Consider the following 24,854-nt stretch of genomic DNA (forward strand, 5'->3'; position numbering starts at 1 on the left):
GCTCCCGCGTTCGCTTCGACGTGTTCATTGTCGCAGCGGCGCGAAGGAAGGGGAAAAAATTGCCGCGGCGGCGTCAGGCCAGCCGGCGGCCGCTCTCGGCGTCAAAGCGGTGCAGGGCGTCGAGCGGGGCTGCGGCCTGGACCTTCGTCCCCGGCTCCAGATGCGAATAGCCGGGCACCCGCACGGCGATCTCCGGCCCCTTGTCGGGCAGCGCGCCATAGACGTAGCTTTCCGCCCCGACAACCTCGACGCCGGTGACGGTGAGGTCGGCGAGCAATTCTCCGGGGACATCCTCGGCTTCGTCGACGAGGCGCATATGCTCCGGGCGGATGCCGAGCGTCTGCCCGACGGACGCACTAATCGCCTGACCCTCCAGCCCGGTAAGCCCCGCAATGCCGCCGCCGCTGGCACCGACCGGGACGAGATTCATCGCCGGTGAGCCGATGAAGGTGGCGACGAAGATGCTCGCGGGCCTCTCATAGACCTCCATCGGCGTGCCTGCCTGCTCGATTCGCCCGCCATTGAGCACGACCAGCCGGTCGGCCAGCGTCATCGCCTCCAGCTGGTCGTGGGTGACGTAAAGGCTGGTGGTCGCAAGCTTGCGCTGAAGCCGGCGGATTTCCGCGCGCATCTGCACCCGCAGCTTGGCGTCGAGATTGGAGAGCGGCTCATCGAACAGAAAAGCCGACGGCTCGCGGACGATGGCGCGGCCCATCGCCACACGCTGGCGCTGCCCGCCCGAGAGCTGACCGGGCTTGCGCGCCAAAAGCGGCGCGATTTCCAGAATCCCCGCCGCCTGGTCGACCCGCCGGGCGATCTCGGACTTGTCCATCCTGCGGTTCTTCAGGCCGTATTCGAGATTCTGCCGCACGCTCATATGCGGATAGAGCGCGTAGTTCTGGAACACCATGGCGATGTCGCGCTCGGCCGGCTCCAGATCGTTGACGACACGATCGCCGATGGAGATCGTGCCGGCGCTGATCGTCTCCAGCCCGGCGACCATCCGCAGGAGCGTCGACTTTCCGCAGCCGGACGGGCCGACCAGAACGACGAATTCGCCGTCCGGAATGTCGAGCGAGACGCCCTTCACCGCTTCCACCCCGCCGGGATAGACCTTGCGTATGTCGACGAGTTGGATGCCTGCCACGCTCTACTTCTCCGCTTCCACGAGGCCGCGCACGAACCATCGCTGCATGAGGACGACCACCAGCACCGGCGGAACGATCGCCAGGATCGACGTCACCATGACGAGGTGCCAGGGCGTATCGGCGTCGGCGAACGACACCATCTTCTTGAGCGCGATGACGATGGTGTTCATCTGGTTGTCGTTGGTGACCAGCAGCGGCCACAGATACTGCGTCCAGCCATAGATGAAGAGGATGACGAACAGCGCCGCGATGTTGGTCTTCGACAGGGGAATCAGGATGTCCCAGAAGAACCGCATCGGCCCGGCGGCGTCGACCCGCGCCGCCTCGACCAGTTCGGACGGGATCGTCATGAAGAACTGCCGGAACAGAAGCGTCGCCGTCGCGGAAGCGATCAGCGGCAGGATCAGACCGGCATAGGTATCGATCATGCCGCGGTCGACCATCACCTTGTAGGTCGGCAGGATGCGCACCTCCACCGGCAGCATCAAGGTGATGAAGATCAGCCAGAAGAAGGTCATGCGCAGCGGGAAGCGGAAGAACACGATGGCGAAGGCCGACAGGATCGAGATGACGATCTTGCCGACGGCGATGCCGAGCGCCATCACCGTCGTGTTGAACATGAGCGTCCACACGTTGACGCCGCCGATCCGGCCGATTCCGCCAAACAGCGCTTGCCCGTAGTTCTCGGTGAATTCGCCGCCCGGCGTCAGCGGCAGCGGTGGACGCAGGATCGCCTGCAGCGTCTGCGTCGACGCCATGAAGGTGTAGTAGATCGGAAAGGCGACGATCACGATGCCGAGGACCAGCATCACATGCGCGACCGGGCGGCCGATGGAATGCCGCTCGATCATCGTCCGGTCACCGTCGCATCACGCATAATGCACCCGCTTCTCGACATAGCGGAACTGGAAGGCAGTCAGCGCGATGACGATCGCCATCAAGATCACCGACTGCGCCGCCGAGCTGCCGAGATTGAGATTGACGAAGCCGTCGACATAGACCTTGTAGACGAGGGTTTCCGTCGCGCGCGCGGGCCCGCCGCCGGTCACCGAATCGATGATGCCGAAGGTATCGAAGAAGGCGTAGACGGTGTTGACCACGAGCAGGAAGAACGTCGTCGGCGCGATCAGCGGGAAGACGATCGTCCAGAAGCGCTTGGTCGACCCGGCGCCGTCGATCGCCGCCGCCTCGATCAGCGATTTCGGGATCGACTGCAGCGCCGCGACGAAGAACAGGAAATTGTAGCTGATCTGCTTCCAGGCCGCCGCGACGACGACGAGCAGCATCGCGTGATCCCCGTCGAGCAGCGGGTTCCAGTCGAAACCATTGCGTCGCAGCATGTAGGCGAAGGTGCCCATCACCGGATTGAACATGAACATCCACAACAAGCCCGCCACGGCCGGCGCCACCGCGTAGGGCCAGATCAGCATCGTGCGGTAGAGACCGCGTCCGCGCACCACCTTTTCGGCGGCGGTCGCCAGTAGCAGCGCCAGCGACATCGACAACGCGGCGGTCGAGATGCTGAAGATCGCCGTCACCTTGATGGCGTTGAGATAGGCCGGGTCCGACAGGACCGACTGGAAATTGGCGAGACCGACGAATTTCGATTTCAGGCCGAACGGGTCCTCGTGCAGAACCGACTGATAGAGCGCCTGGCTCGCCGGCCAGTAGAAGAAGACCAGCGTGATCGCCACCTGCGGCGCGACCAGCAGATAGGGCAGCCATTTGTTGGGGAAGACGGCTTTAGACACAGCGATCACGGGTCCGAAACGCAGGCCCCACGCGAAGCGAGGCCCATGGAAGGTGACGGGCGGGTCGAGCCGCCCGGCGTTGTTGTCGGCTCGGCGCCTTACTGCGCTTCGGCGATCGCCTCGTTGCCCTGCTCGACGATCTTGTCCATCGTCGTCTGGGCATCCTGGTCGCCGGCCAGCATCGCCTCGAATTGCTCGTTGGCGATGTCGCGGATTTGCGGCAGATTCGGCAGGCGGACGCCCCTGGAATTGGCGGTCGGCTCCTTGCCCATCATCTGCGTGATCGGCGTCTCGCGGCCGGGGTTTTCGTCGTAGAAGCCGGACGTCTTGGTCGCCTCGTAGGCTGCCTTGGTCACCGGCAGATAGCCGGAGGCCTGATGCAGGCGGCCCTGGATGTCGGTCTGCGAGAGGAAGTTGAAGAACTCGGCGATGCCCTTGTATTCCTCGTCCGACTTGCCGCCGAACACCCACAGGCTGGCCCCGCCGGGAATGGTATTTTGCGGCGCGCCCTCGGCGTTCTCGTCATAGGGCAACTGGCCGATGCCGTAATTGATGCCGGACTTGACGACGTCGCCGAGCCCGCCGGAGGATTCGGTCAGGATGCCGCATTCGCCCGAGAGGAACAGCTGCTTGGCTTCCGAGGTCCGGCCGCCATAGCGGAACACGCCCTCCTTGGCGAGATCGGCGAGCGCCTGGAAATGCTCGACATAGACCGGCTCGTTGAGCTTCAGCTCGACATCCGTGCCCGCCAGCCCGTTCTCCTGGGTGCCGTAGGGAACGTCGTTCCAGGCGGCGAAATTCTCCAGATGTATCCAGGTCAGCCACGTCGAGGTGTAGCCGCAATCCGCCGCGCCGGATTCCTTGATCTTGCGCGCCGCCTCGAACACCGCCTGCCAGGTCTTCGGCGGGTTATCGACGTCGAGACCGGCCTTCTCGAAGATGTCCTTGTTGTAATAGAGAATAGGCGAGGACGAGTTGTACGGGAACGACAGCATGGTGCCATCCGGCTTGGAATAATAGGCGACGATGCCCGGCAGGTACTGCGATTTGTCGAAGGTGTAGCCGCCCGCCTCGAGCACCTCGGCGATCGGCTTGACCGCGCCCTCGGCGCCCATCATCACGCCGGTGCCGACATCGAAGACCTGGATGATCGCCGGCATCTGCTTGGCCCGGAAAGCCGCGATCCCCGCATTCAGCGTTTCGGGATAGGTGCCCTTGAAGACCGGGGTGATCGTGTACTCGTCCTGGCTCTCGTTGAATTCCTTGGCCAGCGTCTCGACGACCTCGTTGTTGGCGCCGGTCATTGCGTGCCACCATTGCAGTTCGGTCGCGGCGAAAGCCTGGCCCGCGCCGGCGATCATCGCGCCAAACGCGACGGCTGCGCTGAGAAGTTTGCGATTCATCTGATTTCCTCACCCGTTGATGCGACTCTCGGGCCCTGTTGCCGAGCTTGTCGAAGACGCGCGGTAACACTGCTTCAAAACCGGTTCGTGACGCAATGACGAAGGTTCCGTGACGGCGCAAAAACCGGCAACCCGCCGATTCTTTCACAGCCGGCGCGCAGCCGGCATGATCGGGCCATGGGGGAGGTTGGGCAGCCAGATCCGTCTCGTAACGAGGGATACGTCACTCGCCGCGCGGAAACCGCTGGTTCTCCTCAAGCACGTTGAGATCCATGTGATTGCGCATGTAGCGCTCCGAGGCCTTTTGCAGCGGCTGGTAGTCCCAGGGGTAATAGGCGCCGTTGCGCAGCGCCTCGCAGGTGACCAGACGCCGCTGCTGGCTCTCGCGCACCGCGGTGTCGAAGGCCGCAAGGTCCCAGCGCGCTTCTGCCTCGCGACGCAGCCGCTCGAAGGCCTGCTTGGCGGCTGAACCACCGTAACCCGGCTCCGCCGCCAGATTGCGGGCCTCGCCGGGATCGGCCTCCACGTCGAAGAATTCCGGCGGATCGAGGTCGCAGAGGTTGAGCTTGAAGCGCCCATCCCTCAGCGAGACCATCGGCGCCTCGGAGCCTTCGGCGGCATATTCCATCGGCACCGGTTCGGAACGGCTTCCGGCGCGCGCCGTCTCGAGCAGACTCTTCCCCTCCGCGAAGGGCGCGATATCGGCGGGATCGATGCCGGCGAGTTCCCCCAGGGTCGGCATAACGTCGAGGGTCGAGACCGGCGCCGTCACCAGCCCGGCTTCACCGCCCGGCACGCTCAGCATCAGCGGCACCCGCGACGAGCCCTCGCGGAAGCTCATCTTGAACCACAGGCCGCGCTCGCCCAGCATGTCGCCATGGTCGGAGAGGAACAGTACGACGGTATCGTCGGCCATCCGGCAGTCCTTCAGGATGCCGAGCAATTCCCCGATCTTTTCGTCGAGATAGGAGATGTTGGCGAAATAGGCGCGGCGCGAGCGCCGGACGTCCTCGGGCGTGATCGCGAATTTTTCGAAGGCGGAGGCTTTCAGCAGCCGCCGCGAATGCGGATCGTGCTCGGCGAAGGGAATAGGCCCCGTCGCCGGGTCGAGATGGGCGCAATCCTCGTAGAGTTCCCAGAAGCGGCGCCGCGCCACATAGGGGTCGTGCGGGTGGGTGAAGGAAACGGTCAGGCAGAACGGCCGCTCGTCCTGCCCCCGCGCCAGATCGTAGAGCCTGGCGCCGGCGTGATGGGCGACCTCGTCGTCATATTCGAGCTGGTTGGTGATCTCGGCAACGCCCGCGCCGGTGACCGAGCCCATATTGTGATACCACCAGTCGATCCGCTCGCCGGGCTTTCGATAGTCCGGCGTCCAGCCGAAATCGGCGGGATAGACGTCGGTGGTCAGCCGCTCCTCGAAGCCGTGCAGTTGATCCGGGCCGACGAAATGCATCTTGCCGGACAGGGCGGTGCGATAGCCCGCGCGCCTGAGATGATGGGCGAAAGTCGGGATCGCGGAGGCGAATTCCGCCGCGTTGTCGTATACGCCGGTGCGGCTCGGGAGCTGCCCGGCCATGAAGGCGGCCCGCGCCGGCGCGCAGAGCGGGCTCGGCGTGTAGGCGTTCTGAAACCGAAGCGACCGGGACGCGAGCGCGGCAAGATTCGGCGCGTGCAGAAATGCCGCCGGGCTGTCCGGAAACAGCGTTCCGTTCAACTGATCGACCATGACGATCATGATGTTTGCCTGACGCATTGGCCGACCCTCATTGCGATTCACGTGAAACCGCTAAAAATCGACGTTGCGGCCTTCACCATCCCGCTCCTACCACGGCAACCGGGGCCGCGCACGGCATCGAGCGGCCCTGCGGCGGGGAACCGAGCGATTCCGGAGACATCACGGTTTTACGCCCTGCCAAACCCGCGACTGACCGTTTGCGCCCCCTTCGCGGCGCGGCTATGGTCCCGTCGCGACCGGCGTTGGAGAGGAACCGCATCATGAATCAGGGGCTTGCGGAGCAACTCAATCCGACCGACGACGAGCGGGCGGAGCTGCACGACCCGCTGTCCTCCGGGTTCCCGGCCAGTCTCGAGGGCCGGCTGCTGTTCTGGATCGCGTTCTTCTTCTCGATCTTCCAGCTCGCCACCGCGTCGCATCTTCTGGACCTGCCGAGCCAGATCGTGCGCGCCGTCCATGTCGGTTTCCTCTGCCTGCTCGGCTTGCCGCTGGTCGCCGCGATCAAGCACGAGAATCCGCTGTCGCGCGCGCTGTTCTGGGCGCTCGGCGTCGCCGGCATGGGCGTCGCCGTCTATCAATGGTGGGAATACCAGGCGCTGATCTTTCGCGCCGGCATGCCGCTGCCGATGGATACCGCCGTCGGCGTCGCGGCGCTGGCGATCCTGTTTGTGGCCACCTGGCGGATCATGGGGCCGGCGCTGCCGATCATAGCCGGGGCCTTTCTCGCCTACAGCCTGTTCGGCAACTATCTCCCGGCGCCTTTCGTCACCCGCGGCTATGATTTTTCGCAGGTGATCGACCACATGGCCTTCGGCACCGAGGGCATCTACGGCATCCCGACCTACGTCTCGTCCTCCTACATCTTCCTGTTCATCCTGTTCGGCTCGTTCCTCGAGCGCGCCGGGATGATCAAGCTGTTCACCGACATTTCGCTCGGCCTCGTCGGCGGCGCCAAGGGCGGCGCGGCCAAGGTGGCGGTCATCTCTTCCGGCCTGATGGGCACGATCTCCGGTTCCGGCGTCGCCAATGTGGTGACCACCGGACAGTTCACCATTCCCCTGATGAAGCGGTTCGGCTACCGCGCCGCCTTCGCCGGTGGCGTCGAATCCACCGCCTCGATGGGCGGGCAGATCATGCCGCCGGTGATGGGCGCCGTCGCCTTCATCATGGCCGAGACCATCGACGTTCCCTACACCGCTGTCGTTCAGGCGGCCGTGGTGCCGGCGATCCTTTATTTCGGCTCGGTGTTCTGGATGGTGCATCTGGAGGCCGGCAAGCGCGGCCTCCTCGGCCTGTCGCGCGCCGAATTGCCGTCGCCGCTGAGGGCGCTGAGGAACGGCTGGTACCTGCTCCTGCCGCTGATCGTCCTGGTCTGGCTGCTGTTCACCGGCTACACGCCGCTGTTCGCCGGCACTATCGGCCTGGCGCTGACGGCACTCCTGATCCTCGGCGCGCCGCTCGCCGGCCGCATCTCGGTCACGGCGCTGCGCTATGTGTTCTGGATCGGCCTCGGCCTGTCCGCCGCCGCCTTCTTTCAATACGGCATCATGCCGGTGGTCGTCGCGCTGGCGATCCTCATCGCCCTCTCGACGCTGTTCAAGGGCGGCCGCGAGACCCTGCTCCTGACCCGCGACGCGCTCTCGGAAGGCGCCAAGACGGCGCTGCCGGTCGGCATCGCCTGCGCCATCGTTGGCATCATCGTCGGCACGATGACCCTGACCGGCGTCGCCAACACCTTCGGCCAGTATATCGTCTCGGTCGGCGATACCTCGCTGTTCCTGTCGCTGGTGCTGACGATGATCACCTGCCTGATCCTGGGCATGGGGATTCCGACCATCCCGAACTACATCATCACCTCCTCAATCGCCGGCCCCGCCTTGCTCGCTCTCGGCGTGCCGCTGATCGTCTCCCACATGTTCGTCTTCTATTTCGGCATTCTCGCCGATCTGACGCCGCCGGTGGCGCTCGCCTGTTTCGCGGCCGCGCCGATCGCCAAGGCGCCGGGGCTGAAGATCTCGATGGAGGCGGTCAAGGTAGCGCTCGCCGGCTTCATCATCCCGTTCATGGCGGTCTACACGCCGGCGCTGATGTTGCAGGATGGCGGACCATTGGCCGAAGCGATCGGCTACTGGCCGGCCGTCGCCTATGTCGTCTTCAAGGCGTGCCTCGCCATCGGGCTGTGGGGCGCCGCCGCGATCGGCTTCCTCGTCGCGCCGCTCAAATGGTGGGAGCGGCTTCTGGCAGCCGTCGCCGCCTTCACGTTGATCGCCGCCCTGCCGCTGACTGACGAAATCGGCTTTGGCCTCGCCGCCCTGATGATTGGCTGGCATTTGTGGCAGGTGCGCAAATACGGCGTGCCGAAGCCTGTGAACCAGACCGGCGGCCCGGGCGCTCTCGTCGACCGTCCCGCCACCGCCGCGGCCGCCGACGAGACCGCGACGCCGGCCGAATGATCTGCGTCCTCGCCGCCGGCAAGACGGTCGTGCTCGCCGCCTCCGCCTTCACGCTCGCCTGGACCCATTCGGTGGAAAAGACCGGCTGGAAGGAGCGCTGGACCGCCGGGCCGGACGGGCTGACGGTGGTCGAGGGCCGGATCGAGGGCTCCGGCGCCGGCATGGAGCCGCCGCCGGACGCGGTGCTGACGAACGGCGCCTATGTCTACAAGCCGCAACTGTTGCCGATCCCGGAACTCGTCCTCGCCGCCTCCGGCGCGACCGGGGCGGGTTGGACGTTGTGTGCGGAGGAAGGCTTAAGGGAGCCGGCCGGCGATTGCCTGACGCTCGGGGCCGAGGCCGCCGCGCCGGTGGTGGTCCGCTGGTGCAAGCGTCCACCAGACGCGGCGGACGCGTCCGTGCGACCCTAGTGGATTGAAGTTGACATTGGACACACGCTTGCGGCGAATCCGCCATCAAATGTCAAATTTGAAAAATCCACGAGAGTCATAAGGTCGCTGGTGGTCCCTCACCCGCTGGGTGCACGACGACGCGCGGAAAGATCCCGACCAGATCGTCAGCTGCTCTGCGGAATCAGCCAGCTGGTGATGAAATATCCGCCGCTCGCGGCGATCGCCGTCAACACGGTGCCCCAGGCCATGTCCACGACGCTCATGGAAATCGACCAGCCCTTGAGCGTGGCGAGGTTGGTCATGTCGTATGTCCCGTAGGCGACGAGCCCGAGCAGAGCGCCGCTGAAAAGGGCGGTCGGCCAACTGCCGGCATTGAGGGCGGGCAGAACCGCGAAATAGACGATTCCCACGACGTAAAAGACGTAGAAGGCGCCGGCAACGGCGAAATTCGGTTGGTCCATCAGCAGATCGCCGATTTTCCTGCGGTAAAATCCGCCGGACATGGTCGACAGCCAGATGAAATCCAGGACGAAGAAGACGACGGCGGTCGCGAGATAGGCAACGGCGTATTTGATCATGACTGATACCCCATCCTGACTGGATCGACGAAGACTTAAATATCCAGGATCGGCTGGATCGCCCGCACCAGCCAGCTGCGAAAGCGCAACGGTGCGTCGGTCACCGCGAGACAGATGCAATCCGCCTCTGGCGTGGCGACCGGCTGATGCGTCAGATCGCCGTCGGCGTCCTCGATATCGCCACGTGCGAACACCTCGTCGCCGTCGCGAAAACTTCCGCTCAACACCAAGGTCAGTTCGCGCCCGCCGTGGCCGTGCTCGGGCACCGGTTTTCCCGCCGGAATCCGCAGCAGCCGCACCTTGGTTTCAGGATCGGCGGTCCTGATGTGGATCTGGGACGCACCCCGGCCGAGCGATCGCCACTGAAGCGAGGCGATGTCTCCTCCCGCGTAGGAGCGCAGCGGCTCGGGCAATACGACGCCGCGACCTTCCGTCGACGCCCCGACCGGTTTGGCGGCGGGACGTTGGGGCGGTTGATGCAACCGGGCGCTCACAGCCGTCCACGATTCGACCGCGACCGCCTCCGCCGGCATCGACTGAAGCAATTCGCCGCCGATATGTTCGGCCGCGGCGAGGCGTCGCCGACAGGATGGGCAAAGGGCCAAATGCGTGGCGACGGCCACGCTCCAGCCCTCGGCGAGCGCGCCTGACGCATAACTGACGATCAGATCGTCACTGACGTGGTGACGAATGGTCAAGACGGGTCTCCGGTTTGGTCGAGCGCGGCACGCAGTTTCGCGAAGGCAAGGCGCATGCGCGACTTTACCGTGCCCAGCGGAATGTCGAGGATACGGGCGATGGCGCGGTGCGAATGATCTTCAAAATAGGACAGCCGCAGCAAGGTGATCTGTTCGGCCGGAAGCTGGGCGATTGCCTGATGCAGCTGGTCGGATGCCTGCCTTTCCTGGATCTCCATGTCGGCCTGCGGAACCTCGTCCGGCACGAAAGCGGGATCGTTCTGATCGAAGTCCGGCCGCCTTTCACGCCGGAACGCGTCGATCCGCAGATTTCGGGCAATGGTGAAGATCCAGGTGGAGACCCCGCCTCTGCTGGGATCGAACCGGTCCGCCTTGTTCCAGACCGCGACCATCGTTTCCTGCATCAACTCTTCGGCGAGTGGTCCGTCGCCGGCGAGACGGATCATGTAGCCTTTCACCCTGGGGGCGAAGTGCCGGAAGATCACCTCGAAAGCCGCGACATCGCGCTGCTTTCCCACGGCACATAGCATTTCCGACATATATTGCGCTGCCTTGTCTTCCTTCGGACGGCTCATCACCACGCTTCCTGGATCCGCATGCGAAGGCGTTGAATAAACCCGACGCAGCCCTGTCGGAAAACAGTACTGCCATGGACCAGCCGTCGTGGGAATAATCATGGTCATGGCGGTGTTACGCCGGTTCTGGGAATTCGGATCATCGCGCCGCGTGATTTTTCGCTATCGATCGATCCAAAGCGCCACCCTTCACGTATCGCTCGTCAGGCACTCGATGGTGGAGGGCAACAGACGTGAGTGACGTGAGTTTCGAACACAAAGCGGCTAATTCGGATTCGGCGCGCGGCGTCGCGGTGATCGGCTCCGGGATATCCGGTCTTTCGGCGGCCTGGCTGTTGAGCCGCAGGATGCACGTCACCGTCTACGAGGCCGACGCGCGCCTGGGCGGACACTCGAATACCGTGGCCGTACCGGCCGCTGGCGGCACGCTTGCCGTGGATACCGGCTTCATTGTCTACAACGAACGCAACTATCCCAATCTCGTCGCCCTGTTCGAGCATTTGGGGGTGGAGACCGCCGAGTCCGAAATGTCGTTTGCCGCCTCTCTGGACGGCGGGCGGCTGGAGTATTCGGGGTCGGGCCTCAACGGCCTGATCGGGCAGCGCGGCAATGTCGCGCGCCCCCGCTTCTGGCGGATGATGCGCGACATTCTTCGCTTCTACCGGGAGGCACCGGCGGCGCTGGCGCGCCCCGAATCCGTCGACATCAGCCTTGGCGACTATCTCGAGCGCAACAATTACGCGGCCGCCTTCGTCGAGGATCACCTCCTGCCGATGGGCGCCGCCATCTGGTCGACGACGGCTCGCGAAATGCGCGAATATCCCCTTCTGGCCTTCATCCGCTTCTTCGACAGTCATGGGCTGTTGAGCCTGACCGACCGGCCGCAATGGCGTACCGTCGCCGGGGGCAGCCGCGAATATGTCCGGCGCCTGTGCCAGGACGGAAATTTCGATGTCCGTCTCGGCGTCGGCGTCACCAGCATCAGACGCGAGAATGGGAGCGTCGTGATCACCGATACCGCGGGTCATTCGGATCGCTTCGTCGATGTGGTCGTCGCGACCCATGCCGATCAGGCACTGAAGCTGCTTGCCGACCCTGACGAGCAGGAAAAGGCCTTGCTGGGAGCGTTTCGATATACCGATAATACAGCGGTGCTGCATTCCGATGTGGCCCTCATGCCTCGCCGCAAGCGCGTATGGTCGAGCTGGAACTACATCGGTGAAAGCGGAAACGACGGCGCCAGCCCGCTCTGCGTCACCTACTGGATGAATCGGTTGCAGACCCTCGATCTGAACCATCCGCTCCTGGTAACGCTCAATCCGAGCCGCGCGATCAAGGAAAATCGTATCATTCAGAGCTTTCAGTACGCCCATCCGCTGTTCGACCAGCCCGCGCTCGATGCCCAGCAGCAGCTCTGGCGGCTGCAGGGCCGGCGCAATACCTGGTTCTGCGGCGCCTATTTCGGCTATGGATTCCACGAGGACGGTCTGCAGGCGGGCCTGGCCGCCGCCGAAAGCCTTGCCGATGTCCGGCGCCCCTGGCAGGTGACCCGCCAATCCGGGCGGATCGTGAAGGCTCCGCGTCTCGAAGCGGCCGAATAAGAATGCAATCCGCGATCTTCCTCGGCGAAGTCATGCATCAACGCGTCAGGCCGCGCCGGCACGGCTTGCGCTATCGCGTTTTCTCGATGCTTCTCGACCTCGACGAGCTGTCCGCGCTCGATGCCTCGTCCTGGCTGTTCGGCTACAACCGCCGGGCAGCCTTGAGCTTTTGGGATGCCGATCATGGCGATGGGCGCGCCGGGGCCTTGCGCGACTGGGTAAACGCGCATCTCAGCCGTTCCGGCTGTTTCGAGGAGGGCATGCGGATCGGCGTCCTCTGCTACCCGCGCATGTTCGGCTATGTCTTCAATCCGCTGACCGTCTATTTCTGCCACGCCCCCGACGGCGAACTGCGCGCCATCCTCTACGAGGTGAGCAATACGTTCGGCGAACGCCACACCTATGTCATCGCCGTCGACGACGATGCGAAGGGGATCGTGAGGCACAGCTGCGCCAAGGAACTCTACGTCTCACCTTTCATCCCGATGACTTGCCGCTATCGCTTCCACATCGAGCCGCCCGGCGAGAATGTCGTGATTCGTATCGATGAAACGGACGCCGACGGTCTGCTGCTGATCGCGTCCTTTGCAGGCAGCCGTCGATCCTTTTGCGACCGCTCTCTGCTCGGCGCGCTCCTGCTCTACCCGCTGATGACGCTGAAAGTGACCGTGGGCATTCATTGGGAGGCCGCGCGCCTTTGGAAAAAGGGCGTACCGCTCCATCGTCATCGCGCCGCCGCCACGCCAATCGCCAGCACCATCGTTACCAGCCCGCCCAAGGACGCGCATTTATGAGTCATGCTGACGAAAAACCGATCCCGGCGCGGGCTTTCCACATTCCGCTGTGGTCGCATCTCCTCTGCCGTTGGGCCGACAGGATCGCCGTCGGGCACCTGACGCTCGAATTTCCAGACGGGCGCCGCCACCATGTCCGGAGTTCCTTGCCGGGCCCGTCGGCCAGCTTGCGGATTCGACGACCCGCAAGCCTGGTCAGGAAACTCGCGACCGGCGGCAGTCTCGGGCTTGCCCGCGGTTACGTGGACGGCGATTGGGATACGGCGGATCTGGGCGCCCTGCTCAAATTCGGGCATGCCAACGAGGCCGCCCTCGCACCGGTTCTGCAAGCACCCCGGCTCGCCAAGGCTCTTGCTTATCTGCGACATCGCACCCGCTCCAACACACGCGGCGGAAGTCGGCGCAACATCGCTTTCCACTACGATCTCGGCAATGATTTCTACCGCCAGTGGCTCGACGAAACGATGACCTATTCGGCCGGCCTTTTTTCCAGCGCCGATCAGTCGCTGGCCGGGGCCCAGCGGGCCAAATATGCCCGTATCGTCGATGAACTGGGAATCGGCCCGGACGATCAGGTGCTGGAGATCGGTTGCGGCTGGGGCGGGTTCGCCGACTATGCGGCGCGCGAGATCGGCTGCCGCGTCACCGCCCTGACGCTGTCGAGGGAGCAGGCCGAGTTCGCGCGCGACCGCCTTGCGGCGGCCGGCCTATCGGACCGGGTCGAGATCCGGCTGCAGGACTATCGGGATTGCCCCGGCGAGTTCGATAAGGTCGTGTCGATCGAAATGTTCGAGGCCGTCGGCGAGGAGAACTGGCCGGTCTATTTCGACGTCGTGCGAGAGCGTCTGAAGCCGGGCGGCCGCGCCATGATCCAGGTCATCACCATCGCGGACGCGCATTTCGCGCATTACCGGCGTAATGCCGATTTCATCCAGACCTACATTTTCCCGGGCGGCATGCTGCCCTCATATGGTGCCTTCGCCGCAGTGGCGGCCGATTCCGGGCTGACGATCCGCGATTCGCATTTTTTCGGCGCCGACTACGAGCGGACACTCCTGCATTGGGACCGGTCTTTCGCCGCGGCATGGCATCGTATCGAGAATTTGGGCTTCGACGCGCGTTTCAAGCGGATGTGGCGCTATTACCTCCACTATTGCGCCGTCGGCTTCCGGACCGGACGGATCGATGTCGGGCAATTCCATCTCGAACGGGCCTGACCGGCGCCGTCATTCCGGCACCTTCCTTCGCGAGCGTGCTCAGTGCCGGACCATCCTTCGCGTGACGGCGAAGCGCAGCCGCGCGGGCAGGGCGGCGAGTAGCTTCGTCGCCAGCACCATTTGCCAGGGGAACGCGATCTCGAATCGCTTCGATTTCAACCCGTTCATGATATGATCGACGGCCTTGTCCATCGATATGATGAACGGCATTGGAAAATCGTTCTTTCGGGTCAGCGGCGTGTCGACGAATCCCGGATTGATGATGCTCAACTGGACATTATGAGCCTGAAGCTCGGGATGAAGCGCCTCGCACATCGCGATGAGAGCCGCCTTGGTGGCGCCATAGCCCGCCGCGCCCGGCAAACCGGTATAGCCGGAGACCGAACCGACGACCGCGATCCGTCCGGATCGGCGTTCGATCATGCCGGGCAGAACCGCGGCCAGGCTGTGGACGCTACCCATGATATTGACGTCGACCATGACGCCGAACGCCTCTGCGTCGAAACGCGTCGCGGATTCGCGCCGATAGGTGCCGGCGTTCAGCACAGCCAGATCGAGCGGACCGAGCTTGGCCTCGATCGCCGTGACGGTGTTGCGCGTCGGCTCCCCGTTCGTCACGTCGAGAGGAAAAGCGTGGATCTGACCCGGCACTTCGGCGGCAAGCGAGTCAAGATCCTCCTTGGTGCGCGCGCTCACCGCCACCTGCCAGCCCTCGCGCGCCAGGCGTCGCGCCAATGTCCGGCCGATACCCGTTCCGGCCCCCGTGACCCACGCGACACGGCCGGCTGGCGTTTTCGGGTAAGGGTTGTTGTCTGACATCGCCAAGGCCACCGTCTTTTCTTTGCAAACCAAACGCTGAACGGTGATACGCGAACGACGGACCGATGGATCATCGACGTGGCACTGATCGGCGCGCGGAGCCGTCGATCGGGTCGTCGCGCTCTGGGAACGAAACGGCATCGCCTGCCCCTCAAGCGGCAGGGGCGGCATTCCAGGGCCGCCGCAGTCCTTGTGCGGCAAGACCGCTGGCGCGGCCGCCAACCCTGCGGCATCCTGCGGGCCATCACATCGAGGCAATACGGCACAACCATCTGGTCGAGGCGAACATGAACTTCACCCAATCCGTCCATTCGGTCTTTTCCCATTACGCAACCTTCCGGGGCCGCGCGCCCCGTTCGGAATTCTGGTGGTTCGTGCTGTTCACGCTGATCGCCAATCTGGCCCTCAGCATCGTCGACAGCCTGATCGTCGCGCCGATCCTCGGCTTCAGCCCATTCAGCGACAATGGCGCGCGGCCGCTGAGCGCCCTGTTTAGTCTGGCGATCTTCGTACCGTCGCTGGCGGTCGGCGCGCGGCGGCTGCACGATACCGGCCGCTCGGCCTGGTGGCTGCTGGTCGGCCTGATCCCGCTGATCGGCTGGCTGATCTTCGTCTATTTCGCCGTGCAGCCGAGCGAACAGGTGACCAACGAATACGGCCCGCCGCCGGTGGAAAGGCCGCCGTCCTCTCGTTGAAGGCGGCGACGCAATGGCTTCGATAAAACGATAGCAGGCGAACGAAAAAATCTTGGAACAAGGCCGCGCCTATCCTGTTGGATTCGGATCGAAACAGGAAAGGAGAGCACGACATGACGAAGCTTATGCTGAGTACCGCGACGGCCCTCGGACTGTTCCTGACGCCGACGCTTGCCGAGCAGGCGAAGACCGATGCCACGGCGGCCGGTAACGCCCAGATCGAGAGCCAGGCCGGCGACGGCGCCGCTGCGGCGACGGCGACCGGCGCGGACGGCAGCGCGACCTCCGCGAAGTCCGACCGGATGAACGACGCCAGCGCGGACGCCAGCGCGGACGCCTCGGTGTCGACGCGCACCGCGGCGAATGAGGTCGACCGCCAGGCCCGCGACAACGCCACCAGAAGCGCCACGCAGGCCGGGATGACCAATGTCGCCGTCATCGACCGGGCCTTCGTGCTCGAAGGCACCAATTCCGCCGGCAACAAGGTCTATATGATCGTCAACCCGCCCGGCGTGCTGGTCGGCATCGGCGGTCCGGTCGAGACCGCCAGCGCGGACATGAACTCGGGGAGCGCCCCCTCGGATGCGTCCGACACCGCGGCGAAGGCCAACGCCGACATGACGGTCACCGGCAGCATCTCCAAGGACGATGCGAGCGACGAGCCGCAGGCGGGCGAGCCCGCCGACAGCGGCTACATGGCCACCCAGGCGCAGCCGGCTTCGCCGGCGATGTGGGATATCGAAGCCATGGACCGCGACATGAAGCGCTTCGGTCTGGACAAGTCGGCCCAGTAAGCCGGCTTGTTTCGGAAACACCGCCGCCGGCCGGGTTCAGCCCCGGCCGGCTTTTCTGTGCCCTCAATCGGTCCGGCGGCTCAGCGCTGCTTCTCGCGCCAATCCGGGCTGATCCAGGCACGCAATTCGGGCTCCGGCGCTAGCATTCCCTCGCCCAGAATATGATCCGCCGCCTTTTCGCCGACCATGATCGACGGGCCGTTGAGATTGCCATTGGTGATACGTGGGAAGATCGAGCTGTCGGCGAGCCTGAGATTGTCGGTGCCGGTCACCCGGCATTCGGGATCGACCACGGCGTGCTCGTCACTCGCGGCGCCAAGCCGCGCGGCGCCGCAGGGGTGATAGGCGCTTTCGGCGTGGTGGGCGATGAAGCCGTCGAGATCGGCATCGCTCTGCAAGGCCGTTCCCGGCTGGATCTCCGGCCCGCGATAGGCGTCGAAAGCGGCTTGAGCGAAGATTTCGCGGGTCAGCCGGATCGCCTGGCGGAACTCGGTCCAGTCGTCCTCATGCGACATGTAGTTGAAGCGGATCGCCGGCTTGGCACCGGGATCGGCGCTGGCCAGCCGGATATGGCCGCGCGATTTCGAGCGCATCGGCCCGACATGGGCCTGGAAACCGTGGCCGGGGGCCGCGGCCTGGCCGTCATAGCGGATCGCGCCGGGCAGGAAGTGATACTGGATGTCGGGATAGTCGACGCCTGCGCGCGAGCGAATGAAGCCCGCCGCCTCGAAATGGTTGGTGGCGCCGTAGCCGGTGTGCAGCATCATCCATTCGAGCCCCACCCGGCCCTTGGAAAAGAGGCCTAGATAGCCGTTGAGGGTGATCGGCTGGGTGCAGCTCTGCTGAATGTAGAGTTCGAGATGGTCCTGCAGGTTTTGCCCGACGCCCGGGCGGGAAAGCCGCGTGTCGATGCCGACGCGCGACAGCTCGGCCGGATCGCCGATGCCCGAATGCATGAGGATGAGCGGCGAATTGATCGCCCCGGCGGCAAGCACCACCTCGCGGCGCGCCTTGACGAGAGCGGTCGTGCGGCCGGAGCGCTTGACCTCGACGCCGGTGGCGCGGCTGCCGTCGAAGGCGACGCGCATGACATTGGCCTGGAGCAGACGGCAATTGCCCCGCGCCATGGCGGGCCTGAGATAAGCGTTGGCGGCGGACCAACGCCGGCCGCGCCAGATCGTCTGCTGCATCGGGCCGAAGCCTTCCTGCTTGGCGCCGTTATAGTCGTCGGTGACCGGGTAGCCGGCCTGCCGCCCGGCCTCGATGAAGGCGCCGTAAAGCGGATTTTCCATGGCACCGCGCTGGACATTGAGCGGGCCGGAGCCGCCGCGCCATGCCGGATCGCCGCCCTTGCCGCCCTCGAAAGCCTCCATCCGCCTGAAATAGGGGACCACGTCCGCAAAAGACCAGCCGGATGCGCCGATCTCGGCCCAATGGTCGAAATCATGGGCGTGGCCGCGCACGAACACCATGCCGTTGATCGAGGACGAACCGCCGATGACCCGGCCGCGCGGGGTGGCGAGACGCCGGCCGGCGAGCGCCGGCTCGGGCTCGGAGCGGTAACCCCAGTCGTAGCGGGCCATGTTCATCGGGAAGGACAGGGCGCCCGGCATCTGGATGAACGGGCCGGCGTCGGTGCCACCGGCCTCGACGACGACGACGTCGTAGCGGCCCGATTCCGACAGGCGGTAGGCCAGCGCCGAACCGGCCGAGCCGGAGCCGACGACGACGTAGTCGGCTTCCTCGATCACCTTCATGCGCCGATCTCCGCGTCGATGTAGCGTTCAACCATCCGGACGGCCGCTGGACCGTCGGGGGCGGTGAGCGGGGTCAGCGCCTGGCGCAGCCAGACGCCGTCGATCATCGCGCCGGCCGCGGCGGCGACCGAAATGGCGGCCTCGGGGCCGAGAAGTGGCGCGAGTCCGGAGATCAGGTTGGTCTCCAGCCGCCGGAAATACAGGCGCAACAGCCGCGCCGCTTCGGACGAGCGGCGGGCGTAGAGATAGAAGACCAGCCAGGCGGCGATCGCCTCGCGGGAGAACTGGCTGGGATCGAAGCAGCCTTCGACGACGGCGCCGACCCGCTCGCGCGGCGTGCCCGCAGCGGCAAGCCGGCGTGTCACCCCGTTGCGGAACTCGCGCAGCAGATGGCGCATTGCCGCGATCATCAGATCGTCCTTGGCGCCGAAATAATGATGCACCAGCGCCGGCGACACCGAGGCGCGGGCGGCGATCTGGGCCATGGTGGTCGCCTCCATCGAGCCGGTTTCCTCGATGGCGGCGATGGCGGCGGTGATCAGCGCCTCGCGGCGGGCGGCTTCGAGGCTTGTCGGCGCGGGCCGTATCCGGGTCCATTGGTTCATGGCCGGCAGCATAGAATTATTGACTGATCAGTCAATCAACGGGCGCTCACACCTCGGTGCGAACTCACCGGCAGCTTATGGCGGCGTTCTGGCCCGGCGCGGTCCATGCCGCGAAAACCGCTAGGAAAGCATCATGAACCGCGCATATGATCGCGGCGCCCCACGACCAACGCCCGCCGGGAGATGGATCGCAACCGACCCTGGCTCCCGCCTGATGGGAAAGGATCCGACATGCGACTGCTTTTCGCTTCCGCCGCCGTGTTGGCGCTGACCGCCGCCAGTGGCGGCGCCGCGCTGGCCGAGTACAGACTGACGATCCTGCACACCAACGACTTCCACAGCCGCATCGAGCCGATCAACAAGTACGATTCGGGCTGCGGCGAGAAGGACGCGGCCGAGAACGCCTGTTTCGGCGGCTCGGCGCGGCTGGCGTCGGGCATCAAGGCCGCGCGCGAGGCGTCGGAAAACTCGATTCTCGTCGATGGCGGCGATCAGTTCCAGGGCTCGCTGTTCTATACCCAATACAAGGGCAAGGCGGCGGCCGAGCTGATGAACACGCTCGGTTACGAGGCAATGACCGTCGGCAATCACGAGTTCGACGACGGGCCGAAGGTGCTGCGCGCCTTCATGGAGGCGATCGACTTCCCGATCCTCTTGGCCAACGCCGATATCAGCGATGAACCAGAGCTGGCCGACGCGCTGAAACCCTCGACGGTGATCGAGAAGAACGGCGAGAGGATCGGCCTGATCGGCATTACGCCGGCCGACACCGCCGAATTGTCGAGCCCCGGCCCGAATGTCAGCTTTACCGATCCGGTCGAGGCCCTGAAACGCGAGGTTGCGGCGCTAACCGGCGAGGGCGTCACCAAGATCGTCGTTCTGAGTCATTCCGGCTACGAGGTGGACAAGCGCATCGCGGCCGCGGTGCCCGGTATCGATGTCATTGTCGGCGGCCATACCAACACGCTTCTGTCGAATACCGACGCGAAGGCCAAGGGTCCCTACCCGACCATGGTCAAGGGGCCGGAGGGCGACGTCGCGATAGTCCAGGCCTATGCCTACGGCAAATATCTCGGCCAGCTCGCCGTCACCTTCGACGATGCCGGGACCGTCACCGCCGCTGCGGGCGAGCCGGTCATCATGGATGGCGAGATCGTCGAGGACAGCGCGCTGAAGGCCCGGATCGCGGAACTGGCGAAGCCGCTGGAGGAAATCCGTCAAAAAGTGGTCGCCCGCGCGGCCCGGCCGATCGACGGCGGCCGCGACGCCTGCCGCTCCGGCGAATGCGCGATGGGCAATCTCGTCGCCGAGGCGATGCTCGACCGGGTTAGGGACCAGGGCACCCAGATCGCCATCACCAATGGCGGCGGACTGCGCGCGTCGATCGATTCCGGCGAGATCCCCATGGGCGAGGTCCTGACCGTATTGCCGTTCCAGAACACGCTGGCGACCTTCAAGCTCACCGGCGCCGACCTCAAGGCGGCCTTGGAGAACGGCGTCTCCGAGGTCGAGGAGGGGGGCGGCCGCTTCCCGCAGGTCGCGGGGCTGAAATTCACCTGGTCGAAGGCCGGCACGCCGGGCGAGAACCGGGTGACATCGGTCGAAGTCAAGGAGGGCGAGGGTTTCGTGCCGCTCGACCCGGAAAAGACCTACCTCGTCGTCTCCAACAACTTCATGCGCGGCGGCGGCGACGGCTACAAGATCTTCGCGGAAAAGGGCATGGAGGCCTATGATTTCGGCCCGGCGCTGGACGAGGCGGTGGCCGATTACCTCGCCAAGGACAACGCCGCCTACGAGCCCGCCACCGATGGGCGGATCACCGAGGCCGAGTAGGCGCAAGCCTGCGACGCTACAGGACGGGAGGCCGGCCGGGCGCGCCGGCCTTTTCCTGTCGAGGAGCACCATGCCCACAAAGACCGCCCCGACCGCCGGGTATTCCCGGTCGCACGCCCTGATCGGGCTTGTCGTCGTCGCGCTCGCGGCGCTCGTCCTCTACGCCATGGGCCGCGAGCCGATCTGCACCTGCGGCACGGTCAAGCTCTGGCATGGCGTCGTGCAAAGCTCGGAAAACTCCCAGCATCTGTCGGACTGGTATTCGCCCTCGCACGTCATCCACGGCTTCCTGTTCTTCGGGCTCGGATGGCTGGTCTTGCGGCGCTGGTCGCTCGGCGCCCGGCTGGTCCTGGCGCTCCTCGTCGAAAGCGCCTGGGAAATCACCGAGAACACCGACCGGGTGATCCAGCATTACCGCGAGGCGACGATCTCGCTCGACTATTTCGGCGACAGCATCGTCAATTCCGTCGCGGACATCGGCTTCATGGCGCTCGGCTTTTGGCTGGCCGGCCGCCTGCCGGTCTGGCTGACGGTTCTGATCGCCGTCACCTTCGAGCTGTTCGTCGGCTGGATGATCCGGGACAATCTCACGCTCAACGTTCTGATGCTGCTTTGGCCACTCGAGGCGGTGAAGGCTTGGCAGGGCGGGGCTTAGCGGCGACGGCTGACTGAGTTGCGACCGCATAGGCCTTGACGCGAAACCATCCGATCGCAATATGACTAGTGTAGTCATTAGAGCATCGTAAGGTTCTGATCATGCGCGAGATTCAGTTACGGGACGCCAAAGCGATCCTGTCCGCCGTCGTCGACGATGCGGTGCGAGGCGAGCCGTCGGTGATCACCCGGCACGGCCGCAAGCAGGCCGTCGTCATGTCCTGGGCGGAATGGGAGCGGCTCTCCACTGTACCGAGCTTCGGCCGGCTCTTGATGGCGTCGGGGCTGGCCGTCGACGACCTTCCAAAGCGCAGCGAAATCCCGCTCCGCGACGCCGGGTTCTGATGTATCTGGTCGACACCAACATATTGTCGGCGACGGCGCCAACCACGAAGGTTCCCCTCGCCGAACTGGTGGATTGGTTGGACGACGCGTCGGAAAGCCTGTTCCTGTCGGCCGTGACGGCAGCCGAAATCCATGACGGGATCGCCAAGCTTGAGCGTCAGGGCGCCGCGCGCAAGGCAGCGATCTTGAGCGAGTGGTGGGCGGCAGTGGAGCATCTTTATGGGGACCGAATCCTGCCGTTCGATCTCACGACCGCGCGGTTCGCCGGCGCGCTCATGGACCGCGCCCGGGGACGCGGCTTCACCCCCGGATTTGCCGATATCGCAATCGCCGCAACGGCCAAGGCCCATGGCCTGACCGTGCTGACGCGCAACGTCAGGGATTTCGAGCCGCTTGGCATAGCGTTGCTTGATCCCTGCGAAGCGTTGCCGGCGCTGTCGATTCGGGATGGATGATCCGCGACAACCTCACGCTCAACGTTCTGATGCTGCTTTGGCCACTCGAGGCGGTGAAGGCTTGGCAGGGCGGGGCTTAGACTTTCCGGCCGTTCTCTGCGACCATGGGCCGATCGCCGGGGCCAGCCCCGGCCGAGGAGGGAGCGATGTCAGGCAATCCGCTCAAGAGACTCGCGGCGGCCACCGCTCTTGTGCTTGTGGCGACTGGCGGCGCTTTCGCGCAGAGCCAGGGTTGCACCTCGACCACGCTGCGCGATCCGCCGCGCCTCGCCATTCGCTGCGCCGGCGGTCTCTTGATCGAAGCCGAAGCGGCAGCCCGCCTTGAGATCCGCGCACCGGCGGGCGGCGGACCGCCCCACGCCGTGACCTTGGACGGGCGCGCCGCGCTGATCACCGTCGAGCCCGGCCGGCCGTTCCAGATACTGACACCGCACGCCATCGCCTCCGTCCGCGGCACCGTTTACGCGGTCGACGCCGACGCCGGGGCCACCGCCGTCTTTGTCGCAGAGGGCCGCGTCCACGTCGCCCGGCGCGGCGGCTCGGACGCGGTCACTCTCGGCCCCGGCGATGGCGTCGACGTCAAGCCCGGCGAACCCTTGATCGTGAAGCGCTGGCCGCAAGAGCGGGTGTCGCGCCTGTTCGCCCGGTTCGCTCGGTGATCACGGCGCGGCTCGCGCGTCTGCCATTGTCGGCCGTAGCCGCCGCCACTCTTCTTGCGGGAATCTGGGCCGGATGGCTTGGTGTCACGCATCTCGCCGCCGAGCGCAGCTTTGTCGACCGGATCGAGGAACCGCTCGCCGACATACGGCTCCTGATCGCCGGCCCCCGGCCCCCGCCCGCCGCGGTGATCATCGTCGCCATCGACGACGAAACCGTCGCGGCCGAAAACGGCTACCCGCTTGCCCGCGACCGCATCGCCGAGGTGGTCCGCGGCATCGCCGCCGCCGGAGCGCAAGCGCTCGCCGTCGACATCCTTTTCATCGCCCCCTCCACCGCCTTTGCCGATCGAGCGCTCGCCGATGCGTTGGCGGCCGTCCCCTCCGTCATCGCCGCCGCAGGACAATTCGACCGCACGCGGGAGCAGGCGATCGCCGCCCCGGCGACCGCCGATGAATTGTGGCCGCTCGCCCCGCTGACCCGCGTGGCCTCGGTCGGGCTGGTCAACGTCTCGACCGATGCCGGCGGCACGCCGCGCCACCTGCCGCTGGTCGTCGGGACGACGCGTGGTCCCGTGCCGGGCTTCGCGCTTGCGGCCACCGCGCTCTATCACGGCACCGAGCCGGTGCTCGGTTCGGCCTCCGTCACGGTGGCCGGGTCGCGCATTCCGCTGGACGCGGGCTGGCATCTTCCGCTGCGCGTCCACGGTTCGGCGAAGACGATCGCCACGGTCAGCGCGCTCGACTTCCTGTCCACGTCCGGCGCGCGGCCGCCATCGCTCTCCGGCCGCATCGCCGTCCTTGGCGTGACCGCGACAGCGGTCGGCGATACATTCGGAACCCCCTTCGACCCGGTCACGCCCGGGGTCGAGATCCAGGCGACCGGCATCGCGCAGTTGCTCGGTGGCGCCGGTCTCGTCCGCGACGATCGGGTTCGCCGGGCCGATGCGACGCTGGCCGTACTGCTTGCCCTGGGAGGGACCTTGCTGGTTGCACTGGTGCCATTGACCTATGCGCTGCCGGTCGTCGCTTTCGTCCTCTTCCTGATTCTCGGCGCGACGGCGGTTCTTTTCGGTCACGGCATCTGGATGAGCGCCGCCCTGCCTCTGGCCGCAAGCATGCCGCCGATCGCGCTGACCGCCTTCGCGCGGCAGATGCACGAGCGCCGCCAGGCCGGGCTGATGCTGCGGACGGAAGAGGCCTTGCGCAGGTTCCAACCGGCAGCGCTGGCCGAACGCATCGCCGACGATCCGACCTTCCTGAACGCGCCGCTGGAGCAGATGGCGGCGGTCCTGTTCGTCGATCTCGCCGGTTTCACCAGCCAGAGCGAGCGGCTCGGCCCTGCCTTGACGCACGCGTTCCTGAAGCAGTTCCACACGCTGGTCGTCGACGACATCAACGCCCATCAGGGCGTCGTCATGAATTTCATGGGCGACGGCGCGATGATCGTCTTCGGCGTTGCCGACGACACGGCGGACCCCGCCGGCCGGGCCTTCGCGGCGGGATTTGCGCTGGCAAATGATGTCAGCGCCTGGCTCGAACGACAGGGCGCCGGTGGCGGCGGACCGGGCATCCGGCTCGGCCTCCACTTCGGGACTGTCAGCTTGTCCAGGCTGGGCCACGAAATCCACCAGCAGATCAGCGTCAGCGGCGACACGGTGAATGTGGCGAGCCGGCTGATGGAAGTCGCCAAATCCGCCGGTGCGACGATTGCCGCCTCGATGGACCTCATCGAGGCGATGGACGGAACGATCGATGATGCCGGCGAGCCGGACGAGGTACGCATGGTCGATATCCGGGGTCGTCGGCAGAGCGTGAACGTCGCCCTGTGGCGTCAGGCGAATTTGGATGCGCGGCATCGATGAGGCTGGCGCCGCCGGCAGTCGCAACTGTGAG

24 protein-coding genes and 1 pseudogene are annotated in these 24,854 nt (G+C 65.5%); 14 read left to right on the plus strand and 11 right to left on the minus strand.

What is annotated here, in order from left to right:
- Nucleotides 1-73 precede the first annotated feature (73 nt).
- The 5 genes from MJ956_RS13065 to betC all read right to left on the minus strand — a co-directional run bounded on the left by MJ956_RS13065 (nucleotide 74) and on the right by betC (nucleotide 6,055).
- Complete coding sequence (locus MJ956_RS13065) at nucleotides 74-1,147, minus strand: sn-glycerol-3-phosphate import ATP-binding protein UgpC (RefSeq protein WP_253964889.1); 1,074 nt, start codon at nucleotides 1,145-1,147, stop codon at nucleotides 74-76.
- A gap of 3 nt (nucleotides 1,148-1,150) precedes the next feature.
- Nucleotides 1,151-1,999 carry a sn-glycerol-3-phosphate ABC transporter permease UgpE gene (gene ugpE, locus MJ956_RS13070; RefSeq protein ID WP_253964890.1) on the minus strand — a complete coding sequence of 283 codons (849 nt, stop codon included), beginning with the start codon at nucleotides 1,997-1,999 and terminating at the stop codon, nucleotides 1,151-1,153.
- 18 nt (nucleotides 2,000-2,017) lie between these two features.
- On the minus strand, nucleotides 2,018-2,899 hold the full coding sequence (gene ugpA / locus MJ956_RS13075; protein WP_253964891.1) for a sn-glycerol-3-phosphate ABC transporter permease UgpA: 882 nt from the start codon (nucleotides 2,897-2,899) through the stop codon (nucleotides 2,018-2,020).
- Between the two features lie 98 nt (nucleotides 2,900-2,997).
- Nucleotides 2,998-4,302, minus strand: a complete 1,305-nt coding sequence (ugpB, locus tag MJ956_RS13080) for a sn-glycerol-3-phosphate ABC transporter substrate-binding protein UgpB (protein ID WP_256477868.1) — start codon at nucleotides 4,300-4,302, stop codon at nucleotides 2,998-3,000.
- 223 nt (nucleotides 4,303-4,525) lie between these two features.
- Nucleotides 4,526-6,055, minus strand: a complete 1,530-nt coding sequence (gene betC / locus MJ956_RS13085; protein ID WP_253964892.1) for a choline-sulfatase — start codon at nucleotides 6,053-6,055, stop codon at nucleotides 4,526-4,528.
- A 242-nt stretch (nucleotides 6,056-6,297) separates the two neighbouring features.
- On the opposite strand from betC, the gene MJ956_RS13090 reads away from it, so the two are divergent.
- Nucleotides 6,298-8,490: a TRAP transporter permease gene (locus tag MJ956_RS13090; protein ID WP_253964893.1), complete on the plus strand. Its 2,193-nt coding sequence runs from the start codon at nucleotides 6,298-6,300 to the stop codon at nucleotides 8,488-8,490.
- On the plus strand, nucleotides 8,487-8,900 hold the full coding sequence (locus tag MJ956_RS13095; protein ID WP_253964894.1) for a DUF1850 domain-containing protein: 414 nt from the start codon (nucleotides 8,487-8,489) through the stop codon (nucleotides 8,898-8,900). Before MJ956_RS13090 ends, MJ956_RS13095 begins: the two co-directional genes overlap by 4 nt.
- Nucleotides 8,901-9,046: 146 nt before the next feature.
- Here the strand turns inward: MJ956_RS13095 and MJ956_RS13100 are convergent, their stop codons facing one another.
- Genes MJ956_RS13100 through MJ956_RS13110 form a run of 3 tightly spaced genes read right to left on the minus strand, consistent with a single transcriptional unit; the run spans nucleotide 9,047 to nucleotide 10,733 of the window.
- A complete protein-coding gene (locus tag MJ956_RS13100; RefSeq protein ID WP_256477869.1) occupies nucleotides 9,047-9,460 on the minus strand; it encodes a DUF2177 family protein in 414 nt (137 codons plus the stop codon).
- 35 nt (nucleotides 9,461-9,495) lie between these two features.
- Nucleotides 9,496-10,158 (minus strand): ChrR family anti-sigma-E factor, encoded by a 663-nt coding sequence (locus tag MJ956_RS13105; RefSeq protein ID WP_253964895.1) that lies wholly within the window; start codon nucleotides 10,156-10,158, stop codon nucleotides 9,496-9,498.
- Nucleotides 10,155-10,733, minus strand: a complete 579-nt coding sequence (locus tag MJ956_RS13110; protein WP_253964896.1) for a sigma-70 family RNA polymerase sigma factor — start codon at nucleotides 10,731-10,733, stop codon at nucleotides 10,155-10,157. The genes MJ956_RS13105 and MJ956_RS13110 overlap by 4 nt, the downstream gene beginning before the upstream one ends.
- Before the next feature lie 242 nt (nucleotides 10,734-10,975).
- Here MJ956_RS13110 and MJ956_RS13115 point away from each other — a divergent pair, with 242 nt between their 5' ends.
- The 3 genes from MJ956_RS13115 to MJ956_RS13125 are packed head-to-tail and all read left to right on the plus strand — an operon-like array spanning nucleotide 10,976 to nucleotide 14,345.
- Nucleotides 10,976-12,334, plus strand: coding sequence for an NAD(P)/FAD-dependent oxidoreductase (locus tag MJ956_RS13115; protein WP_253964897.1), 1,359 nt, complete (start codon nucleotides 10,976-10,978; stop codon nucleotides 12,332-12,334).
- A 2-nt stretch (nucleotides 12,335-12,336) separates the two neighbouring features.
- Entirely contained in the window at nucleotides 12,337-13,128 is a 792-nt protein-coding gene (locus MJ956_RS13120; RefSeq protein ID WP_256477870.1) for a DUF1365 domain-containing protein, read from the plus strand.
- Nucleotides 13,125-14,345: an SAM-dependent methyltransferase gene (locus MJ956_RS13125; RefSeq protein ID WP_253964898.1), complete on the plus strand. Its 1,221-nt coding sequence runs from the start codon at nucleotides 13,125-13,127 to the stop codon at nucleotides 14,343-14,345. Before MJ956_RS13120 ends, MJ956_RS13125 begins: the two co-directional genes overlap by 4 nt.
- Before the next feature lie 39 nt (nucleotides 14,346-14,384).
- Here MJ956_RS13125 and MJ956_RS13130 read toward each other — a convergent pair whose 3' ends face one another.
- Entirely contained in the window at nucleotides 14,385-15,164 is a 780-nt protein-coding gene (locus MJ956_RS13130) for an SDR family NAD(P)-dependent oxidoreductase (protein WP_253964967.1), read from the minus strand.
- Nucleotides 15,165-15,451: 287 nt separating this feature from the next.
- Between MJ956_RS13130 and MJ956_RS13135 the strand changes: the two genes are divergently transcribed.
- Nucleotides 15,452-15,859: a DUF805 domain-containing protein gene (locus tag MJ956_RS13135; RefSeq protein WP_253964899.1), complete on the plus strand. Its 408-nt coding sequence runs from the start codon at nucleotides 15,452-15,454 to the stop codon at nucleotides 15,857-15,859.
- A 113-nt stretch (nucleotides 15,860-15,972) separates the two neighbouring features.
- Nucleotides 15,973-16,653, plus strand: a complete 681-nt coding sequence (locus MJ956_RS13140) for a hypothetical protein (protein WP_253964900.1) — start codon at nucleotides 15,973-15,975, stop codon at nucleotides 16,651-16,653.
- Between the two features lie 80 nt (nucleotides 16,654-16,733).
- On the opposite strand, the gene betA is transcribed toward MJ956_RS13140, so the two are convergent.
- Both betA and betI read right to left on the minus strand, forming a co-directional pair.
- Nucleotides 16,734-18,410 carry a choline dehydrogenase gene (gene betA, locus MJ956_RS13145; RefSeq protein ID WP_253964901.1) on the minus strand — a complete coding sequence of 559 codons (1,677 nt, stop codon included), beginning with the start codon at nucleotides 18,408-18,410 and terminating at the stop codon, nucleotides 16,734-16,736.
- Nucleotides 18,407-19,015 carry a transcriptional regulator BetI gene (betI, locus tag MJ956_RS13150; protein ID WP_253964902.1) on the minus strand — a complete coding sequence of 203 codons (609 nt, stop codon included), beginning with the start codon at nucleotides 19,013-19,015 and terminating at the stop codon, nucleotides 18,407-18,409. The genes betA and betI overlap by 4 nt, the downstream gene beginning before the upstream one ends.
- Nucleotides 19,016-19,246: 231 nt before the next feature.
- Between betI and MJ956_RS13155 the strand changes: the two genes are divergently transcribed.
- The 7 genes and pseudogenes from MJ956_RS13155 to MJ956_RS13185 all read left to right on the plus strand — a co-directional run bounded on the left by MJ956_RS13155 (nucleotide 19,247) and on the right by MJ956_RS13185 (nucleotide 24,823).
- Nucleotides 19,247-20,848: a bifunctional metallophosphatase/5'-nucleotidase gene (locus tag MJ956_RS13155; protein WP_253964903.1), complete on the plus strand. Its 1,602-nt coding sequence runs from the start codon at nucleotides 19,247-19,249 to the stop codon at nucleotides 20,846-20,848.
- Between the two features lie 70 nt (nucleotides 20,849-20,918).
- Nucleotides 20,919-21,503, plus strand: a complete 585-nt coding sequence (locus MJ956_RS13160; protein ID WP_253964904.1) for a DUF2585 domain-containing protein — start codon at nucleotides 20,919-20,921, stop codon at nucleotides 21,501-21,503.
- A 101-nt stretch (nucleotides 21,504-21,604) separates the two neighbouring features.
- Complete coding sequence (locus MJ956_RS13165; RefSeq protein ID WP_253964905.1) at nucleotides 21,605-21,847, plus strand: type II toxin-antitoxin system Phd/YefM family antitoxin; 243 nt, start codon at nucleotides 21,605-21,607, stop codon at nucleotides 21,845-21,847.
- Complete coding sequence (locus tag MJ956_RS13170; protein ID WP_253964906.1) at nucleotides 21,847-22,302, plus strand: type II toxin-antitoxin system VapC family toxin; 456 nt, start codon at nucleotides 21,847-21,849, stop codon at nucleotides 22,300-22,302. Before MJ956_RS13165 ends, MJ956_RS13170 begins: the two co-directional genes overlap by 1 nt.
- Nucleotides 22,290-22,382: pseudogene (locus tag MJ956_RS13175) on the plus strand (DUF2585 family protein); the annotation flags it as partial. The gene MJ956_RS13170 and the pseudogene MJ956_RS13175, both read left to right, overlap by 13 nt.
- Before the next feature lie 66 nt (nucleotides 22,383-22,448).
- Nucleotides 22,449-22,961, plus strand: a complete 513-nt coding sequence (locus MJ956_RS13180; RefSeq protein ID WP_253964907.1) for a FecR domain-containing protein — start codon at nucleotides 22,449-22,451, stop codon at nucleotides 22,959-22,961.
- Nucleotides 22,958-24,823, plus strand: a complete 1,866-nt coding sequence (locus tag MJ956_RS13185) for a CHASE2 domain-containing protein (RefSeq protein ID WP_253964908.1) — start codon at nucleotides 22,958-22,960, stop codon at nucleotides 24,821-24,823. The genes MJ956_RS13180 and MJ956_RS13185 overlap by 4 nt, the downstream gene beginning before the upstream one ends.
- Nucleotides 24,824-24,854: the final 31 nt, after the last annotated feature.

The sequence above is a fragment of the Aurantimonas marianensis genome (assembly GCF_024195285.1).
In the GTDB taxonomy this organism is placed as follows: Bacteria; Pseudomonadota; Alphaproteobacteria; order Rhizobiales; family Rhizobiaceae; genus Aurantimonas; species Aurantimonas marianensis.

Coding starts and splice junctions, on each gene's coding strand:
- MJ956_RS13155 (WP_253964903.1), top strand. CDS start 19,247: ATGCGACTGCTTTTCGCTTCCGCCGCCGTGTTGGCGCTGACCGCCGCC.
- MJ956_RS13090 (WP_253964893.1), top strand. CDS start 6,298: ATGAATCAGGGGCTTGCGGAGCAACTCAATCCGACCGACGACGAGCGG.
- ugpB (WP_256477868.1), bottom strand. CDS start 4,302: ATGAATCGCAAACTTCTCAGCGCAGCCGTCGCGTTTGGCGCGATGATC.
- betI (WP_253964902.1), bottom strand. CDS start 19,015: ATGAACCAATGGACCCGGATACGGCCCGCGCCGACAAGCCTCGAAGCC.
- MJ956_RS13100 (WP_256477869.1), bottom strand. CDS start 9,460: ATGATCAAATACGCCGTTGCCTATCTCGCGACCGCCGTCGTCTTCTTC.
- betA (WP_253964901.1), bottom strand. CDS start 18,410: ATGAAGGTGATCGAGGAAGCCGACTACGTCGTCGTCGGCTCCGGCTCG.
- MJ956_RS13130 (WP_253964967.1), bottom strand. CDS start 15,164: ATGTCAGACAACAACCCTTACCCGAAAACGCCAGCCGGCCGTGTCGCG.
- MJ956_RS13120 (WP_256477870.1), top strand. CDS start 12,337: ATGCAATCCGCGATCTTCCTCGGCGAAGTCATGCATCAACGCGTCAGG.
- MJ956_RS13125 (WP_253964898.1), top strand. CDS start 13,125: ATGAGTCATGCTGACGAAAAACCGATCCCGGCGCGGGCTTTCCACATT.
- MJ956_RS13165 (WP_253964905.1), top strand. CDS start 21,605: ATGCGCGAGATTCAGTTACGGGACGCCAAAGCGATCCTGTCCGCCGTC.
- betC (WP_253964892.1), bottom strand. CDS start 6,055: ATGCGTCAGGCAAACATCATGATCGTCATGGTCGATCAGTTGAACGGA.
- MJ956_RS13110 (WP_253964896.1), bottom strand. CDS start 10,733: ATGAGCCGTCCGAAGGAAGACAAGGCAGCGCAATATATGTCGGAAATG.
- ugpE (WP_253964890.1), bottom strand. CDS start 1,999: ATGATCGAGCGGCATTCCATCGGCCGCCCGGTCGCGCATGTGATGCTG.
- MJ956_RS13135 (WP_253964899.1), top strand. CDS start 15,452: ATGAACTTCACCCAATCCGTCCATTCGGTCTTTTCCCATTACGCAACC.
- MJ956_RS13160 (WP_253964904.1), top strand. CDS start 20,919: ATGCCCACAAAGACCGCCCCGACCGCCGGGTATTCCCGGTCGCACGCC.
- MJ956_RS13170 (WP_253964906.1), top strand. CDS start 21,847: ATGTATCTGGTCGACACCAACATATTGTCGGCGACGGCGCCAACCACG.
- MJ956_RS13095 (WP_253964894.1), top strand. CDS start 8,487: ATGATCTGCGTCCTCGCCGCCGGCAAGACGGTCGTGCTCGCCGCCTCC.
- MJ956_RS13180 (WP_253964907.1), top strand. CDS start 22,449: ATGTCAGGCAATCCGCTCAAGAGACTCGCGGCGGCCACCGCTCTTGTG.
- MJ956_RS13140 (WP_253964900.1), top strand. CDS start 15,973: ATGACGAAGCTTATGCTGAGTACCGCGACGGCCCTCGGACTGTTCCTG.